Source organism: Nocardiopsis sp. CC223A, assembly GCF_030766825.1.
Taxonomy (GTDB): domain Bacteria; phylum Actinomycetota; class Actinomycetes; order Streptosporangiales; family Streptosporangiaceae; genus Nocardiopsis.
The window spans coordinates 21175-38693 of sequence record NZ_JASFDV010000046.1 but is presented as its reverse complement, the minus strand read 5'-3'; the positions used below and the strand labels follow the sequence as shown (position 1 = coordinate 38693).

General features: G+C 72.7%; 14 protein-coding genes. 7 read left to right on the top strand and 7 right to left on the bottom strand.

Going from position 1 to position 17519, the window contains the following annotated elements:
* Positions 1-59 precede the first annotated feature (59 nt).
* Entirely contained in the window at positions 60-974 is a 915-nt protein-coding gene (bla, locus tag QJS33_RS18505) for a class A beta-lactamase (protein ID WP_306369263.1), read from the top strand.
* Positions 975-1219: 245 nt separating this feature from the next.
* Positions 1220-1390 carry a hypothetical protein gene (locus QJS33_RS18500; RefSeq protein ID WP_306369262.1) on the top strand — a complete coding sequence of 57 codons (171 nt, stop codon included), beginning with the start codon at positions 1220-1222 and terminating at the stop codon, positions 1388-1390.
* Positions 1391-1876: 486 nt separating this feature from the next.
* Here QJS33_RS18500 and QJS33_RS18495 read toward each other — a convergent pair whose 3' ends face one another.
* On the bottom strand, positions 1877-2395 hold the full coding sequence (locus QJS33_RS18495) for an RloB family protein (protein WP_306369261.1): 519 nt from the start codon (positions 2393-2395) through the stop codon (positions 1877-1879).
* A gap of 34 nt (positions 2396-2429) precedes the next feature.
* Entirely contained in the window at positions 2430-3839 is a 1410-nt protein-coding gene (locus QJS33_RS18490; protein WP_306369260.1) for an ATP/GTP-binding protein, read from the bottom strand.
* On the opposite strand from QJS33_RS18490, the gene QJS33_RS18485 reads away from it, so the two are divergent.
* From QJS33_RS18485 to QJS33_RS18465, 5 genes are all read left to right on the top strand, one after another.
* Positions 3736-4410: an integrase core domain-containing protein gene (locus QJS33_RS18485; RefSeq protein WP_306369259.1), complete on the top strand. Its 675-nt coding sequence runs from the start codon at positions 3736-3738 to the stop codon at positions 4408-4410. The two genes, QJS33_RS18490 and QJS33_RS18485, sit on opposite strands and share 104 nt — an antisense overlap.
* A 174-nt stretch (positions 4411-4584) precedes the next feature.
* Positions 4585-5025, top strand: a complete 441-nt coding sequence (locus QJS33_RS18480) for an SRPBCC family protein (RefSeq protein WP_306369258.1) — start codon at positions 4585-4587, stop codon at positions 5023-5025.
* A 122-nt stretch (positions 5026-5147) separates the two neighbouring features.
* A complete protein-coding gene (locus QJS33_RS18475) occupies positions 5148-5723 on the top strand; it encodes a PadR family transcriptional regulator (protein ID WP_306369257.1) in 576 nt (191 codons plus the stop codon).
* On the top strand, positions 5720-6484 hold the full coding sequence (locus tag QJS33_RS18470) for an ABC transporter ATP-binding protein (RefSeq protein WP_306369256.1): 765 nt from the start codon (positions 5720-5722) through the stop codon (positions 6482-6484). The genes QJS33_RS18475 and QJS33_RS18470 overlap by 4 nt, the downstream gene beginning before the upstream one ends.
* Positions 6481-9423, top strand: a complete 2943-nt coding sequence (locus QJS33_RS18465; RefSeq protein WP_306369255.1) for an ABC transporter permease — start codon at positions 6481-6483, stop codon at positions 9421-9423. The genes QJS33_RS18470 and QJS33_RS18465 overlap by 4 nt, the downstream gene beginning before the upstream one ends.
* Positions 9424-9834: 411 nt before the next feature.
* Here the strand turns inward: QJS33_RS18465 and QJS33_RS18460 are convergent, their stop codons facing one another.
* The 5 genes from QJS33_RS18460 to QJS33_RS18440 form a co-directional block, all read right to left on the bottom strand.
* The gene (locus QJS33_RS18460) at positions 9835-10647 is read right to left on the bottom strand and encodes a siderophore-interacting protein (RefSeq protein ID WP_306369254.1); all 813 of its coding nucleotides are present in this window, start codon (positions 10645-10647) and stop codon (positions 9835-9837) included.
* Positions 10648-10674: 27 nt separating this feature from the next.
* The gene (gene entS, locus QJS33_RS18455; protein WP_306369253.1) at positions 10675-11940 is read right to left on the bottom strand and encodes an enterobactin transporter EntS; all 1266 of its coding nucleotides are present in this window, start codon (positions 11938-11940) and stop codon (positions 10675-10677) included.
* A 96-nt stretch (positions 11941-12036) separates the two neighbouring features.
* A complete protein-coding gene (locus QJS33_RS18450; RefSeq protein ID WP_306369252.1) occupies positions 12037-12243 on the bottom strand; it encodes an MbtH family protein in 207 nt (68 codons plus the stop codon).
* Between the two features lie 31 nt (positions 12244-12274).
* Complete coding sequence (locus QJS33_RS18445) at positions 12275-13267, bottom strand: ABC transporter substrate-binding protein (RefSeq protein WP_306369251.1); 993 nt, start codon at positions 13265-13267, stop codon at positions 12275-12277.
* Between the two features lie 154 nt (positions 13268-13421).
* Positions 13422-17501 (bottom strand): amino acid adenylation domain-containing protein, encoded by a 4080-nt coding sequence (locus tag QJS33_RS18440; RefSeq protein ID WP_306369250.1) that lies wholly within the window; start codon positions 17499-17501, stop codon positions 13422-13424.
* Between the last annotated feature and the right edge of the window lie 18 nt (positions 17502-17519).

Below are 17519 nucleotides of genomic sequence, written 5' to 3'. Positions count from 1 at the left end.
GCACCGCCCCGGCGTTCCCCGGCCCCGGCACGCTCATCCGTAGACGAAAGGCACCACTGATGCTCACCCGCACCGCCCGCCTCACCGGGCTGCGGCCGGCCGCCGCCACCGTGGCGCTGCTGGCCCTCACCGCCTGCGGCACCTCCGAGGCCGAACCCCGGGGAGCGTCGGCCACCCCCTCGGAGTCGCCCTCGGCCCACCCCGGGTTCGCCGCCCTGGAGACCGAGTACGGGGCCCGACTCGGGGTCTACGCCGTCGACACCGGCACCGGCGAGGAGGTCGCCCACCGGGCGGACGAACGCTTCGCCTACGCCTCCACCCACAAGGCCCTGTCCGCGGGGGCGCTGCTCGCCGAGCACACCCCGGCGGAGATGGAGGAGGTGGTCACCTACACCGAGGACGACCTGGTGGAGTACTCCCCCGTCACCGAACAGCACGTCGACACCGGGATGACCCGGATGGAGATCATCGACGCCGCGGTGCGCTTCAGCGACAACACCGCCGCCAACCTGATCCTGGAGGAACTCGGCGGCGTGGAGGCCTTCAAGGAGGACCTGCGCGCGATCGGCGACGAGGTCACCGAACCCGCCCGCTACGAGACCGGGCTCAACGAGGCCACCCCGGGCGACGTCCGCGACACCAGCACCCCGCAGGCGATGGCCGACAGCCTGCGCGAGTACACGTTGGGCGACGCCCTGCCCGAGGAGGAGCAGGACGTCCTCATCGACCTGCTCGTCCGCAACACGACCGGCGACGAGACCATCCGCGCGGGCGTCCCCGAGGGCTGGATCGTCGGTGACAAGACCGGCTCGGCCGGCTACGGCAGCCGCAACGACATCGCGCTCGTGTGGCCGCAGGAGGGCGCCGACCCGATCGTCATCGCGGTCTACACCAGCCAGGACGCCCAGGACGCGGAGCCGATCAACGAGATCATCGCGGACGCCACCGAGATCGTGGTCGACGAACTGGGCTGACCCCCCGGGGTGCGGGGCGGTCGGGCGGCCGCCCGCACCCCGGTGCCGCTACCGTCCGAGTTCGAAGAGATCCCCTGAGCGATCCCCCGTTCCGTCCGCCACCCGGCCCCGGCCGCCCTGTCGGCCCTGCTACCCCTGGTCGGCTGCGAAGGCGCCGACCCGGAACCGGCGATGCCGTCGCCGTCCGCCTCCGCGTCCGCCATCGACCGGCCGCCCTGGCGGAGGAGTTCGACGCCCGCCTGGGGGTGTACGCGATCGACACCGGCACCGGGGCGGATATCGACCACCACGCCGATGACCGGTTCGCGTACGCCTCCACCCGCAAGGCCCTGTCCGCGGGAGCCATCCTGGAGCGCAGCACCCCGGAGGAGGTGGAACGGGTCGTCATCTACACCGAGGACGACCTGGTGGGGTGAACGCCCATCAGCGAGCAGCACGTGGACACGGGGATGACGCTCCTAGGGCGTGTTCGGCGGATGCTTTCGTTCGGTTCGGCGCTTGCGCCGGAAGACACGAGCGTCCGCCGGGCGATCTCTGGCACGGCGGCCGAGCGGCAGCCGCAGACTCGACGGGCGGCGCAAAAAGCACACGGACAATCCCCTCATGCACCGCCGAGGAAATCCTCTCGGGTTTTCTGTGGAAACCACCCGCAAAAACCCGCGGCCGATAAAATAGGGGCCAGACAGCACACGGCGGCACCGCTGTCCGCCCCTTTCTTGCAGCCCGACCGGCGGCCCCTGGCCGCGCCCTCCCCTGGAGGGTCGGGGAGGGCGCGGCCAGGGGCGAGCGGCTCGCTGCACAGCGTCCGCGCCGACCGCGTGAACGTCGAACATCCTTGGCCGCAAAAGCGCCGTGCCGACAGAGCGGCCACCCCGCCTCGTCGACACCTCGGACACGGAACCTCACTCCTGGTCGAGCAGGCGGCGGACCAAGAGATGAATGTCCGTCCACGGGTTCCTATCGCGCGGGTGTGCCGTCCCCTTGTGCCGCCCATGCAGCCGTTCGGCGCGCTTGATCGCCTCGCGCTGCGGATCACCGAAGAAGTGCGCGGCATTGAAATCCTTGCTGCCGGTGTAGCAGCACTTCAGCTTCTTCATCTTGTCCATGGCGCCATCGGTGCTCAGATATCCACCGATATCCTGTTGGTGCAGGAGCAGCCAGAGTTCGAAACACGGATTGGCGTAGGCGACGTGGATACCGCATTCACGCGCCAGGCTCATCGCTTCGTCCAGGGAGTCGTGCGCACGCGGCGCCTCGACATCGACCACACACCACACCTCATCGTACTCAGTGCCCTGGTCCCTGCGCCTCCCGCCCGCAGCGCCCATCCGCTTCCGTGCGGCCTTGACCAGCTTGGACGGCTCTCCGTGATCGGGGCCGACCTCGATCGACACGTTCGAGAAGCGCTGCCGTCTTCTCATCTCGGTAAAGTAGGTCGTCCCACCATAAGTGTCCTCACAGAAGAGGAGGTACCTTCTCCTGGGATTCCTCATCCCGATCCGCTTCGGGTCGAGGGAACTGTTCCGCTTCTTCCTTTTCAGCGCCACCCCGAAACGCTACCGCACGTTCGGCGATGAGACGGGTGAGTTCTCGCCCCACATCACCATAAAATATGGGCACGGCAGAATAAGCGCCCAAAAGGTATTTTTTGACCACATCGTCGCGATCATCACGTACCTTGTACTCCCTTAGAGCGACCAGCTCTGTCGCCCCGTCCGACCCTTTCTCCGCGAACCACACCTGGTCTCTCGTCAGGTAGCCGTAGGAGCGCCTGCTCAGCAGTGTGACGTCGTGTGTGTTGAACACGAGCTGGGCACCACGGGGGTTGGTCTCCGGCTCAGAAAAGAGCCGGACCAGCTGGCCTGCCAGATTGGGGTGCAGCCGGGCGTCCAGCTCGTCGACCACGAGAACACGCTTCTGCTCCAGGGCCCTGACCACGACACCCACCAGTTCCAACCAGGTGTGCGTGCCATGGGACTCCGCCGCGTACGGCAGTTCCACGGTTCCGTCGGGAGTCCGGTGCGAGACGACGATCTCCGGTGACTGGCGCCAGTTCTCTTCCGTCATCGGAGGACCGTCCGGGTGGAGTACGCGAAAGCCCGCCGCAAAGTGCGCCGCGGCCTCCTTCGGCAGTTCCCGTTCCTCCGAACGGATACCGGAAATACCGAGGTCGGCGTACTGCGTCAGGAGATGACACAGTTCCCGCTCGGGCCCCGTGAGCATACGCAGGGTGAGGTCCAGACGTGTCTGAGCGTTCCCGTCGAACGCCATCGTCATCCGGTCGATCCACCCGAAAACCTTTGTGAGCAGTGGGTGGTTGCCCGCCGCGCCGGCCGACACGAAGAGGCTGTTGGGACGCACTGTCTCCCACACCATGCGGGTCCGGTTTCCGAAACCTCTGCGTAGACCGGGACCGAGCTCGATCTCCTGTGGTCCGTCTCTTTCGAAGAGGACCCGCATCCGGCCCCGCGGCCAGGTGTACAGCCACTCGGAGACCACCGCCCGGTCGTCCACCGCGAAGCCGTACTCGTAGCGTTCGCCGTCCAGAACGAAGTCGAAGACGAACTCCGAGGGCCGCGCCGCAACGTCCGCTTGCATTGCGAAGGCGATGCGCCCGGTTCCACCCCTAGGGTTCCAGCGGCCGTGCGAGTACCGGACGGCGTCGCGTGCGTAGGCCATCGCCCTCATCAATTTGGACTTGCCCGAGGCGTTGGCACCGAAGACCCCGACCACGGGCAGGGCTTTCAGCTCCGTGCCCGGGATGTCCCGCACGGCGAGGTCGTCGTGTTCGTCGGCGGCGACCAAGCTCAACTCCTGTTCGTCTCGGATGGACTCCCAGTTCGCCACACGGAACCGCAGAAGCACGGCCGCCACCTCCCGGATATCTCTGCGTCAAGGGTCTGACACTAGTTACCGTAACCCGCGAACATTGCTTCCATGTGCCTTTAGAGCTTGTTCTCGGAGAAATTTTCCCTGTTGGCTACTGAGACGCACACCCAGGTGTAGACTCCTGCATCCGACCACAGACTGTTCCCGCCCCCGGTGTCCATGGGAGAACGGGTGCCCCTCCCCTACCCGAAACCCCTACTCCGAGGCGCGGTTCAAAACCCTCAAGTACGCGCCGGACCACCCGGACCGGTTCGCGTCGCCGGCCCATGCCCGTGAGTGGCCGGAGGGGTTCATGGCCTACTACAACCACGAGCACCGCCATGCGGGGATCGGCTACCACACCCCGGCATCGGCGCACTTCGGCACCGCCGGTCAGGTCCGCGACCAGCGGGCCGCTACGTTGGCCGAGGCCTATGCCGCCCGTCCGGAGCGGTTCTCCCGGCGGCCGGAACCACCCCGTCTGCCCGAGACGGTATGGATCAACGACCCGGCCCGCCGCCGGGAGGGCACATCACAGAGTGTTCGGCCAGGTCAACATCTCACTTGACTTGACATCCCCCGACCGCCCCGGCCCGGCGGGGCCCGCTTGACGGTGCGGTGGTGGTTCGTGTGTATTGGGATATCGGTTCCCGTTCGCACCTTCGGGGCACCGCACTCCCGGATGCACGTCCACCGTCATCGCCGGGCGCCGCCGCGCGCCCGCTCCTCGGAAGAGGCCCCTGTGAACGGCATCGACCTCGACGCCCCCGTCATCTCCCGCCGCAGCCTGACCATCGCCGCGCCGCTGCGCACCGTGTGGAACCTGCACGCCGCCCACACCTCCTGGCCCGTCTGGCACCCCGGCATCGACAAGGTGCTGGGCACCGAGCCCGCGCTGGCCCCGGGGATGACCCTGCACTGGCTCACCCAGGGCAGCGACATCGTCTCCACGGTCCACGAGGTGGTCCCCGGGCAACGGACCCTGTGGAGCGGGACGAGCTTCGGCACCACCGGGATCCATGCCTGGATCTTCACCCCCGTCGACGGCGGGGTGCTGGCCCAGAGCCACGAGTCCTGGAGCGGTGAGCGGGTGCTCGCCGACGTGGCGGCGGCGCAGCGGGACCTGGACGCCGCCCTGGACACCTGGTTGGGCCACCTCAAGGCGACCGCCGAGGCCGCCTGACCTCCGGAGCACCCCGCAGGGCCGCCCTTCCGAGTTGAAGGGCGGTCCTTTGTGCGCCTATGGTTACCGAGTAACCCGATTACCGGGTAACCCCTCGCTCGATGAGACCCCCGGAGGTTCGCATGCCGGTGAAATACGGTCTGCTGGCGCTGCTCTCCCGCGGCCCCGGCACCGCCTACCAGCTCAAGAAGGACTTCGACCTCACCACCGGCCGGACCTGGCCGCTGAACATCGGCCAGGTGTCCACCACCCTGCGCCGCCTGGAACGCGACGGCCTGCTCGAACGCGACGGCGGTTCCGCAGGCGACGCCGCGGCCGAGCCCTGGCACCTGACCGCCGCCGGCCGCGACGAGCTCGCCCGCTGGTGGCTGAGCCCGGTGTCCCGCAGACACCAGGGCCGCGACGAGCTGATGGTCAAACTCGCCCTGGCGGTCGCCGTCCCGGACGTGGACGTGGCGGCCCTGGTGCAACGGCAGCGGTCGGCGATGCAGCGCCTGCTGCACGACGTCACCCGCGCCCGGCGCGCGGTCGAACCGGGCGACCTGACCGCGCGGCTGGTGCTGGACCACCACATCTTCACGACCGAGGCCGAGCTGCGCTGGCTGGACGCGGTGGAGGGCGAGGTGGCCCGCGCCGGACACGTCCCGGCCGCCCCCGCCCCCACCGCCGACGCCGAACGTTCCGAGGTGAACCGATGAACCACCCCTCCCCCGCCGACGCCTCCACCCGATCGCCCGCCCCGACCCCCGTGCTGGCCCTGTCCGGAGTGACCCGCGTCCACGGCGAGAACGCCCGGCGCGTGACGGCCCTCGTCGACGCCGACCTGGTCCTGCACCCGGGCGAGTTCGTCGCCGTCATGGGCCCCTCCGGCTCGGGCAAGTCCACACTGCTGCACCTGGCGGGCGGCCTGGACGCACCGACCTCGGGCCGGATCCTGGTCCAGGGCGTCGACCTGGGCGCGCTCTCCGCCGCCGAACGTGCGGTGGTGCGGCGCCGCTCGGTGGGGTACGTGTTCCAGGACTTCAACCTGCTGCCCGCCCTCACCGCGGTCGAGAACGTGGCGTTCCCCCTGGAACTGGACGGCCGGTCGGCGCGCGCGGCCCGCCGTGCCGCGCTGGACGCCCTGGCGGAGGTGGGTGTGGGAGACCTGGCCGACCGCCGCCCCGAGGACATGTCGGGCGGACAGGCCCAGCGCGTGGCGATCGCCCGGGCGCTGGTGGGGCCGCGCCGCCTGCTGCTGGCCGACGAACCCACGGGGGCGCTGGACTCGGCGATGGGGATGGCCGTGCTGCGGCTGCTGCGCGACCGCGCCGACGCGGGTGCGGCGGTGCTGATGGTCACCCACGAGGCGCGGTTCGCCGCCTGGGCGGACCGGACGGTGTTCCTGCGCGACGGCCGGATCATCGACGAGACCGGACCCTCCGACGCCGACGAGCTGCTGGGCGGTGCCGGGTGGTGAAGGCGTTCCCCCGCGGGCCGGTGACCCGCTGGAACCGGTGGCGCCCCCTGCTGCGGCTGGCCGTCCGGGACGCGGCCCGCCACCGGGTGCGCACCGTCCTGGCCGCCCTGCTGGTCGCGCTGCCGGTGGCCGCACTGATCACGGGCACCTCGCTGACGGATTCGGGGCCGCCGGCCCGGGAGACCGCCCTGGCGGGCGTCCCGGACGGGGCGCAGGCGGTGGTGACCGCCACGGCCGTGCACCGCACGGGCGAGCCCTTCCCGCAACTGCCCGAGGGCGCGCCCGGCCCATGGGTGGACGACACCGAGCAGATGCCCGCCTCCCGAGAGGAGGTGTCCGCGCACCTGCCCGCCGAGAACCGGCTGCTCCCCTACTGGAACTCGCCGGAGCTGCTGGTCACCACGGGGATCGACCTGGCACCGGGCGAGGAGGCCCCCGCGGGCGCCCACGTGGTGGAGGGCGTCGACCTCGCGGAGGTGGCCACCGCGCGGATGACCGAGGCGGGCGGCGAGGCGCTGGACCTGCTGCTGCCCGAACCCGTCGAGGGGGCCGCCCCGGCGGACGCGACCGAGGTCGTGGTCACCTCCGCCCTGGCCGACCGCCTGGACCTGGGGGTGGGGGACCCGCTCACCTTCGTCGCCCCGCCGTTCAACGGCTGGCTCAGCACGGACGGGCGGATCGGCGACGCCGTGCAGGACTCCCAGCGCGCCTACCGGGTCTCCGGGATCGCGACCGGCACCGAGCCGCTGGCCTGGGCGCACGACGCCTGGGTGTCCCGGCTGGCCGAGGCGGACCCGGCCGGGATCGACCGGCACTGGCTGGTGGTCGGCCCGGCCCCGGTGACCTGGGAACAGGCGCGGGCGGTCAACCCGTTGCAGGCGTTCGTGGTGTCGCGGCACGTGCTCACCGACGGCTACCCCGGGCCGGACGGCCTGTACCCGGTACCGGTCGATCCGCGTCAGGTGCTGCTGGCCGTGGTCTCGGTGGTCCTCACCGCGGTGCTGGGCGGGATGCTGGTGCTGTTCCTGGCCACCCCGGCGTTCGCGGTGTCCGCCGACCAGGCGCGCCGCACCCTGGGGCTGGCGGCGGCGACCGGCGCCGCCCCGGCGGACCTGCGCCGCACCATCACGGCGCAGGGGCTCCTGGTCGGCCTGGCGGGCGGCGTGCTGGGCGCGGGTCTGGGGGCGGGCCTGGCGTTCGCCGCCGACCTGGTCCTGGCGCGGATGCGCCGGACCGACCCCGGGCTGGTCGACCCGGCCGTCCACTTCCCATGGTGGGTGTTCCCGGCGGCGGTCGGGGTGGCGGTGCTGCTGGGCGTCCTGTCCACTCTGGTCCCGGCCCGCGCCGCGGCGCGCCTGCAACCGGTGGAGGCCCTCAAGGACCGACCGTCCCGGCGCCGTCGCGGCGCGGACCGGCCGGCGGTGCGCCTGCTGTCCGACGCCGCGGGACCGCTCCTGCTCGCGGCCGCGGTCGCGACGGGGGCGGCGGGCCTGGCCCTGCCGGTGCCGGAGCGCCCGCAGCACCTGCCCCCGATGGGGCCGCCACCCGGATCGGGCCCGACCGTGGTTCTGCTGGTGCTCACCCTCGGGTGCGCCGTGGCGGGGCTGATGCTGTGCGTGCGGTCGATCACCGTGGCGGGGGCCCGGTTCGCCGGTCGCCTCCCCGTGGCACCGCGCCTGGCCCTGCGCGACGCCGCCGACCACCGGTCCCGGTTCCTCCCGGCCGCCCTCGCGGTCCTGGTCACGGTGTGCGCCGCGGCCCACCTGGCGGTCATGGCCGGCTCCACCACGGCCAACGAGAGGAACCGGACAGGGGAAGCGGTCGCGGGCGGACACCTGGTGCTGGGCGCACAGGTCCCCGTCGGAGACGGGTTCGACAGGCTGGTCGTCACCGACACCATCGACGCGCTCGCCGAGGAACTGCCCGTGGTCGGCCACGAGCCGATCCGCTCGCCGCAGTCCGCCGAGGGCGTCGAGGTCGTGCACTTCGCCCCCCTGCTCCCCGAGGGCCGCACCTGTCCCGAGGACCGCTACCCCGACACGGCCTCGGCGATCACGGTCGGCGCACCGCTGACCTGCACCGACCGGGAGCAGGCCTACTCCCCGGGGATGTCCACCGCCTGGTGGGGCGGTTCGGACGCCTTCGTCCTGACCGGGGACGCGCTGCGCGCCTCGGGACTGCCCGGGGCGCGGGAGGCCGCACGGGTCCTGGACTCCGGGGGCGTGGTGGTCAACAACGCGGCCGTGCTGTCGGAGGACGGCACGGTGCGGGTCGCACTCTCCGCCGAGCCGCTGCCCGACGAGGACACCGCCGAACGGGTGGTGGAGCTGCCCGGGGCGTTCCTGCGCGGGTTCGCCCCCAGGGCCGCGCTCTCCCCGGACACGGCGCGGGAACTGGAGGTCACCGGGCTCGCGTACATCGCCGAGTACCCGGTCCTGTCCCGGGAGCTCACCCACGCCGAGCTGGACCGGGCCAGGGAGATCGTCCAGGGGCACACGGCACTGGTGAGGATGGCCGAGCCCGCGTACCGGCACCCGTGGGGGTACACCGAGGGGCTGGTCCCCATCGCCCTGCTCGCCGCCCTGGCCGTGGCGGCGGCCGCGATCTCGCTGCTGCTGGCCCGCACCCAGTCGCGGCGGGACTTCGCCACGATGAACGCGGTCGGCGCGACCCCGCGGTTCCTGCGCCGGTTCGCGTTCACCCAGGCGGTGCTGGTGCTCGCCGCCGGACTGCCGCTCGGCCTGGCGGCGGGGGTCGCCCTGGGCGCCTACCGGGTCGCCTGGAACCGCTCGGTGGGGGTGGGCGGCGCCTGGCTGGACACCGTTCCGCTGTGGGGGGTGCAGGCGGTGCTGGCGGCGACGGTCGCCGTGGTCGGCCTGGCGGCCGCGACCCTGGCCGGGCGGCCGCCCCGGCGGATCACCCGCCGGCCCGTCGACTGAGCGCCCGCGGGACGACCCACGCCCCGGCTTCGGGGCGTGGGTCGAACGAGAACACCGACGGCCCGCTGCGGGTCGTGTCCCGTCGAGTGGTGTGAGAACAACGGCTGTTCGAACAAGAACGGATCGCCGACCAGTGCGTCGTCACCCCCGGGACCAGGGGGTCGAACGAGGCCACACCACTCGGTGGGACACCATCCCGCTGCGGCGGTACCTCCCCAAGGGCACGGACCCGTCCGTCCACGGGCCGTTGGATCTCGGGCACGTCGCTCAGAAGCCGAAGCGCCGTCCACGCGGAACGCTCGGCCGGGACTCCCCGGCCGAGCGTCCGCCGGAACCCGTTCGGTTCGATCGGTGTCGCGACGCCCCCTCGAACCCGCCGGGCTCCGGGGCGCGGCGCACACGGCGGGCAGGCTACTCGTCGTCCTCGGCCTCGTGGTGGTCGAGGTTGGCGGTCCCGCGCCGCCAGTACCCGTCCACCTCGCAGGTGACGTTGCGGACGAACCCGCGCTCCTTGAGCAGGCGGCGGATCGGCTTGAGGGTGTTCGCCTCCCCGGCCGCGTACACCATCCCGTCCCCCTCGGGCAGTTCCAGCGCCCGGAACGCCTCCAGTAGCAGGTCGGTGGTGCCGGCTTCGGCCTCGCCCCGGTGCAGCCAGGTGATCCGCGCGTCCTCGGGGGCGTCGAGCTTCTGCTCCTCGGCGGCGTCCACCACCTCGAAGAACGCGAACACCCGGGCGTCGGCGGGCAGCTCCTCCACGTACCGGGCGGCGGCGGGCAGCGCCGTCTCGTCCGCCAGCAGCACGTGGTAGTCGAACTCCCCGGTGATCCACGCGGTGCCGCGCGGGCCCAGCACGCCCAGCCTGTCACCGGGCCGGGCGGCCTGCGCCCAGCGCCCGGCGGGGCCGTGGTCGTGGGACACGAAGTCGACGGTGAGGCGCTCGCCGTCCAGGGCGCGCACGGTGTAGTCGCGGAAGATCACGCCGGGGGCGCGGAAGTTGAGGCAGCGGTCGTCCTCCACCACGGGCAGGACGTGCTCCCCGTCCTCGTTGGGGAACCACAGCTTGACGTGGTCGGCGAAGTTGTCGCTGCGCATCCCCTCCAGGTCGGGGCCGGACAGGTGGACGCGGATCATGCGCGGGGTGACGCGCTCGACCTCGGCGACCTCCAGCACGCGCGGCCGCAGCGGGTACATCTGGAGGCGGCGCTCGTGAGTCGGGGTGGTCATTCCATACTCCTTGCGGTTGGGACTCCGTTACGGGACGGAGGGGTCTTCGGGCCGGGCGGTGAGCACCCGGCCGGTGCGCAGGCCGACGAAGGCCAGGGCGATGAGGCCGGTGGAGGCGAGGGTGAGGACGCCGCCCGCCACGAGGGCGCCCGCCGCGCCGATCAGCGGGGCCAGGGCACCCAGGGTGAGGGCGCCGGTGGAGTCGCCGACGGTGGCCTGGGCGGTCCACACGGCGTTGACGCGCCCGCGCAGCCGATCGGGGGTGTGCGACTGTAGCAGGGCGTAGCGCAGGATCTCCTCCACGACCTGGCCGAATCCGAGCAACACCAGGAACGCGAACGCGAGCGGCGCCCAGGGGGACGCACCCAGGGCCAGCACGGCCGTCCCGCACAGGGCGACGGCGGCCAGCAGCAGCCCCCCGGTGCGGTGGGCGCGCCCGGCCCAGCCGCTGGTGAGCGAGCCGATGAGCGCGCCCAGCGCGGGGGCGGTGTACAGCAGGCCGACCAGGGCCTCGCCCCCGCCCAGCACCTTGTCGGTGAACTCGGGGATGAGCACGGCGGGCGCGGCGAAGAGCATCTGGACGAGGCCGAGCAGCAGCAGCGGCCCCACCACCCGGTGCCGGACCGCGAACCGCGCGCCTTCGCGCAGGTCGGCCAGGGCGGAGGGGCGCTCGCCCTCGGCGGGCGGCGCGTCCAGCCGGGGCAGCCGCCATACCAGGGCGGTGGTGACCAGGGACAGGGCGGCGGTGATGACGTAGTTGGTGCCCGTCCCCCAGGCGGCGATGACGACGCCGCCCAGGGCCGGGGCCAGCACGGAGCCGAGTTCGGCGTTGAGGGCGAGCAGGGCCCCGGCGGCGGGCAGCCTCTCGGGGGGCACGAACCCGGGGGCGGCGGCCTGGAGGGCGACGGCGCTGAAGGACCCGAACAGGCCGTTGACGACGGCGGCCGCGTAGATCACCCACAGCCAGGGGGTGTCGGGGACCAGGGTGTTGGCGGCCAGGGCGCCGAAGCCGACGACGGCGGAGGCGCGGCCGATGACGATGAGCCGCCGCCGGTCGCCCCGGTCGGCGAGCAGGCCGCCGATGAGGGTCCCGGCCAGGATGCTGACGGCGGTGCTGGTGTGCACGGTGGCCACCATCAGGGAGGAGCCGGTCAGCTGGTACACCTGCAACGGCAGGGCGACGGCGGCGAACCCCAGTCCGAACACGGAGATGAGCCTGGCGGTGAAGACGATCCTGAATTCACGGCTCAGGCGCAGGGGGCTGGTGTCGACCATCAGCCGGGAGAGCTTCACGGATTCCTTCGCGGGTCGCGGGTTCGGTGGACGGCGGTGTCCGGGGCGGGGGCGGCGGGGGACGGGAGAGCCGACCCCCGCCGCGTCAGGGGCGGGTCAGGCCATGGCCTCCCGCAGGCTGCGGGGGCGCAGGTCGGTCCAGTGGGTGTCGACGTACTCCAGGGCCTCGTCCCGGGAGACGGGGCCGTACACGGTGGTCCACCCGGCGGGGACCGGGGCGAACTCCGGCCACAGCGAGTGCTGGTCCTCGTCGTTGACGACCACGAGGTAGGTGCCGTCGGGGTCGTCGAACGGGTTGGTCATGGGTCTGCTCCTCACTCGGGTTGCGGGGGTGTCACAGGTCGGCCAGGACCGTCTCCACCTGGTCGAGGACGTCGTTGGCCTGCCCGTAGGTGCGCGAGAAGCTGTAGCGCAGCGGGAAGACCCGGTCGTTCTCGGCGGCGGGCAGAGAAGCCCACAGCTCGTTGCCGATCAGCTCCTCGGTGATGGGGTCGGCTTCGAGGGTCACGTCGGTCTCGTAGAAGATGACGTCGGCGTCGTCGAGGGCGTCGATCTCCTCCAGGGAGTACCAGGCGGCGAAGTCGTCCCCGGCGGGCTCGATGGCGCCGGTGAGGTTCACACCGAGGCTGTCCAGGGTGTAGGCGCCCCAGGCGTTGGAGTTGACGACCGCGAACTGGCCCTCGACGGCGAAGACCACCGCGAAGGTGGTGTCCTCCAGCTGCTCGGCGTAGGTTTCGGCGATCTGGGCGGAGCGCTCCTCGAAGTCGGTCTTGGCCCGGGCGGCGCGCTCGCCGTCGCCGACGACCTCGGCGAGCTCGATCGACATCTCGCGCAGCTCGTCACCGGCGCCGTCGAAGTCGAAGAGGACCGTGGGGGCGATCTCCTCCAGGTCGGCCTTGTGGGCCTCGAAGTCGGCGTGGCTCTGTTCGCGGACGCCGCCGATGATGAGGTCGGGTTCGGCGGTGGCGACGGCCTCGATGTTGATGGTGAGGTCGGTGGCCTGGACGACGGGGACCTGCTCCAGGATGCCGAGCTGCTCCTCGGTGTAGAGGCCGGGGCCGGGCTCGATGGCTCCGGCGGGGTCGATGCCGGCTTCGAGCAGGACCTCGTTGCCGAACTCCAGGGCGACGATGGCCTGGGGGTCCGCGGGGATCTCGACGGGCCCGTAGTCGGTCTCGACGGTGACGGTCTCGCCCGTGGCGGCGTCGGTGCCGCCGTCGGTGTCCCCGTCGGCCGCGTCGCTCCCGCAGGCGGTCAGGGCCAGGAGGAGGGAGAGACCGGCGGCGGTCAGGGCGCCGCCGCGCAGGTGGGTCGTCCGGTGTGTCACTGTGGTCGCTTCCTGTGTGTCGTGGTGGGGGAAGGGGTGGGGGGTCGGGCCGGTGAGCGGGCGGCCCGTCGCACCCCGAACGCCCAGGCCGGATAAGGATAGCCTAACCTAATCGGCCATGGATGCCGGGGGTCGCTTTCCGGTCAGGCGGACCTCACCTTCCGGGCCCGGAGCGGGTGGCGCGCAGCGCCGCGTCCAGGACCGGGCCGACCACGGCGAGCGCCGCCGGACCGGTGAGGTCGTTGTGGTGGTGGTCCACGGCGGTCTCGACGATCCGGCCGTCCACGTGCTCCTTCCACAGCTCCGCGGTGATCCCGGAGGAGGGGTCGCGCCCGGCGGTGGCGGTGAAGAAGTGCAGGTCGCCCCGGAAGACCCGGTAGCGGGGATCGTGCATGACCTCGGTGGTGTACATGCGGGCGCGCACGACGCGGTCGATGGTGGCCGCGTCGAAGTCGGCCCACACGCCTTCGCTGTCGCGCAGGAACTCCACCACGTCCTCGCGCCGGTAGGGCGGGACCAGGCGTTCGGGCAGGTCGCGCTGACCGCTGGCGAGCAGGAACTCCAACGCCTCCTGCTCGGCCTCGGCCTCGCTCATCGGCCCCCCGGCGGCCCGGACGGGCTCGGCGTCCATGGGGTAGGTGTCCAGCAGCGCCAGGAACGCCACCTCCTCGCCGTCGGACTGCAACCGGGTGGCCAGGGCGTGCGCGATCTGCCCGCCGAAGGACCAGCCCAGCAGGTGGTAGGGGCCGTCGGGCTGGACGGTGCGGACGTGCCGCAGGTAGACGTCGACCAGGTCGTCCAGGGCGGGCGGCACCTCCTCGCCGCGCAGGCCCGGGAACTGGAGCCCGACGACGGGCCGCTCCCGGTCCAGGTGCGGGGCGAGTCCGGCGTACCCCCAGGAGAAGCCGCTGGCGGGGTGCAGGCAGAACAGGGGCCGTCTGCGGCCGCCCTCGCGCAGCCGCAGCACGGTGGCCAGCAGGTCCTCGCGGCGCGGCGACTCCAGGTAGTCGCGCAGGCGGGCGACGGTGGGCGCGGCGATGAGGTCGCCCGCCCGCAACCGCTGCCCGGTGCGCTTGCGGATGCGGCCGACCAGCCGCATGGCGAGCAGGGAGTGGCCGCCCAGGTCGAAGAAGTCGTCGTCGACGCCCACTTCGGGCACGCCCAGGACGGCGGCGAAGTCGGCGCACAGGTCGCGGTCGACGGCGTCGCGCGGCGGGCGCCCGGCGGTGCCGCGGCCGGCGGGGGCCGGCAGCGCGGCGCGGTCGAGTTTGCCGTTGACGGTGAGCGGGAGCCGGTCCAGGGCGACCAGGGCGGAGGGCACCATGGCGTCGGGCAGGACCGCGCGCAGGTCGCGGCGGACGGCCTCGGCGTCGAAGGCGGGCACGGCGGAACCGTCGGGTGGGGTGGCCCCCCGAATTCCAGTGTCCCCCGGAGCGCGCCCCCCGGGCGAGTCCGCCCCCGGCGCCCTGTGGACAACGCCGTCGGCGGGGACGAGGTAGCCGACCAGGCGTTTGAGGCCGGGGGTGTCCTCGCGGACCATGACGGCGGCCTGCACCACCGCGGGGTGGTCCTCCAGTGCGGCGACGACCTCGGCGGGTTCGATGCGCACGCCGCGGATCTTGACCTGGTCGTCGGCCCGGCCCAGGTAGTCGATGAGTCCGTCCGCACTCCAGCGGACCAGGTCGCCGGTGCGGTACATGCGCGCCCCGGGCGGGCCGTAGGGGTCGGCGACGAAGCGTTCGGCGGTCAGGTCGGGACGCCCGGCGTAGCCGCGGGCCAGGCCCACCCCCGTCACGTACAGCTCGCCGGGGACCCCGGCGGCGACAGGACGCAGCGCGGTGTCCAGGACGTGCACGTCGGTACCGGAGATGGGCCGCCCGACGGTGGGGGTGTCGCTGTCGGCGGTACCGCCGCCCAGGGTGTTGATGGTGTACTCGGTGGGCCCGTACAGGTTGTAGCCGAGCACCCCGGGGGTGTCGCGCAGGGTGTCCCAGACGGTGGTGCCCACGGCCTCCCCGCCCAGCAGCACCAGCGGGGGCCGGTGGTGCCCGGCGTCGAGCAGTCCGTCCTCCAGCAGCTGGCCGCAGTAGGAGGGGGTGACGTTGACGACGTCGATGCCGTGTTCGGCGCAGTAGGAGACCAGGCCCGCGGAGTCGCGGCGCAGCTCCTCGTCCATGAGGTGGACCTCGTGCCCGTCGATCAGCCACAGCAGCTCCTCCCACGACATGTCGAAGGAGAACGACACGGTGTGGGCCACCCGCAGCACCCGGCCGCCCTGTTCGGCGACCACCGGGCCGAATATCTCGGCGCGGTGGTTGACCAGCATGTTCACCAGCCCCAGGTAGGGGATCTGCACGCCCTTGGGACGGCCGGTGGAGCCGGAGGTGTAGATGACGTACGCCAGGTGGTCGGGCCGGTGCGCGAACCGGGGCGCGGGCTCGTCGGAGTCCGCCAGGGCGGCGGCGACCTCCGGGGCGTCCAGCAGCAGCCGGTGCCCGCCGGGGCCGTCCGGCAGCCCGGCGGCGGCGGTCGCGGTGGTGACGGTGACGCTCGGGTCGGCGTCCCGGAGCATGTGGCCCAGGCGCTCGGCGGGGTGCTCCAGGTCCAGGGGGACGTAGGCGGCGCCCAGCTTGAGCACGGCGAACAGGGCGGCCACCCAGTCGGCGGAGCGGGGCAGGGCGATGGCGACCCTCGTCTCGGGCCGCACCCCGTGCCCGGCCAGCAGCCGGGCCAGGCGTTCGGCACGCCCGTCCAGGTCGGCGAAGGTGAGGGATTCGTCCCGGGTCACCAGGGCGGTGCGGTCCGGCCACCGCAGGGCGGACTCCTCGAACAGCTCGGCCAGGGTGGACCCGGGCAGCTCCCGGTCGCGTCCGCGGCCCGGAAGGAGGGCGGCCCGCTCCTGGGCGTCGGTGAGCGGGCGCAGGGCGCCCAGGGGCGCGTCGGGTCCGGCGGTGATGTGCTCCAGCAGCCGCACCACCCGGTCGAACAGGTCCTGTGCGGTGTCGGCGGTGACGACGTCGGTCCGGTAGGCCAGGCTGAGCCGGAACTCCTCGCCCGGCTGGGCGACGAACGTCAGCGGGTAGTGGGTGGCGTCGGAACCGGTCACCGATTCCAGGCCGGTGGCCTCGCGCACCTTCTCGTAGCCCTCGTCGTCGCGGGGGATGTTGCGCTGCACGTACAGGGTGTCGAACAGGCGGCGGCCGCCCACCGCGCCCTGGATGTCGGCCAGGCCGACGTGGTGGTGGGGCAGCAGCTCGGCCTGCTCCCCCTGGACCCGGACCAGCAGGTCGCGGACGGTCTCGGCGGGGTTCAGCCGGACCCGCACCGGGATGGTGTTGAAGAAGACGCCGATGATGGCGTCCACCCCGTCGATCTCGGGCGGGCGCCCGGCGACGGTGCTGCCGAACACGACGTCGTCGCGGCCGGTGTGGGAGCGCAGGGCCAGCCCCCAGGCGGCGAGCAGCACGGTGTTGACGGTGACGCCCAGCTCGCGGGCCAGGGCGGACACCCGGTCGACCAGGGCGGGCTCCAGCACGCCGTCGACGGTGCGGGGCATGAGGGTGGCGTCGCCGCCCTCGCCCGGGCTGACCAGGGTGCCCTCGTCCACCCCGGCCAGGGCGGTGCGCCAGGCGGCCAGGGAGCGGGCCCGGTCCTGGCGGGACAGCCACACCAGGTAGTCGCGGTAGGGGCGGGGCTCGGGCAGCCCGGCGGGGTCGCCGCCGCGCAGGTACAGCTCCATCAGCTCGGCGTTGTACAGCTCGCCCGACCAGCCGTCCATGACGATGTGGTGGAAGGTGAGGACGAGGGCGTCGCGGTCGGGGCCCAGGCGCACCAGGACGTGCCGGATCAGCGGCGGCCGGGCCAGGTCGAAGCGGCGTTCGCGCTGGGCGACGCGGACCAGGTCGAACCGGCGGCGGGCCTCGGCCTCGGGCAGGTCGGACAGGTCGACCTCCTGCCAGGCGACGGGGACCGACCGGGGGATGAACTGGACGGGCCGCTCCACGCCCTCGTGCATGAACCCGGCGCGCAGCGCGGGGTGGCGGTCCAGGACGGCCTGGGCCGCGGCCCTGAGGGCGGTGGCGTCCACGCGGCGGGTGAACTCGAAGACGTTCTGGACGGTGTAGACGTCCAGGGGCTGCTCGTCCTTGACGGAGTGGAACAGCAGCCCTTCCTGGAGAGTGGCCAGGGGGAGCACGTCCTGGATGTCGCCGGGACCCCCGGGGTTGGCGGTCATGGTGCCCTTTCCTTGTCG

Bases quoted from the DNA above. Each gene is read 5' to 3' on its own strand.
- QJS33_RS18470 (WP_306369256.1), top strand. From the start codon at position 5,720: ATGAACCACCCCTCCCCCGCCGACGCCTCCACCCGATCGCCCGCCCCG.
- QJS33_RS18440 (WP_306369250.1), bottom strand. From the start codon at position 17,501: ATGACCGCCAACCCCGGGGGTCCCGGCGACATCCAGGACGTGCTCCCC.
- QJS33_RS18485 (WP_306369259.1), top strand. From the start codon at position 3,736: ATGTCCCGCACGGCGAGGTCGTCGTGTTCGTCGGCGGCGACCAAGCTC.
- QJS33_RS18475 (WP_306369257.1), top strand. From the start codon at position 5,148: ATGCCGGTGAAATACGGTCTGCTGGCGCTGCTCTCCCGCGGCCCCGGC.
- QJS33_RS18495 (WP_306369261.1), bottom strand. From the start codon at position 2,395: ATGAGAAGACGGCAGCGCTTCTCGAACGTGTCGATCGAGGTCGGCCCC.
- bla (WP_306369263.1), top strand. From the start codon at position 60: ATGCTCACCCGCACCGCCCGCCTCACCGGGCTGCGGCCGGCCGCCGCC.
- QJS33_RS18460 (WP_306369254.1), bottom strand. From the start codon at position 10,647: ATGACCACCCCGACTCACGAGCGCCGCCTCCAGATGTACCCGCTGCGG.
- QJS33_RS18450 (WP_306369252.1), bottom strand. From the start codon at position 12,243: ATGACCAACCCGTTCGACGACCCCGACGGCACCTACCTCGTGGTCGTC.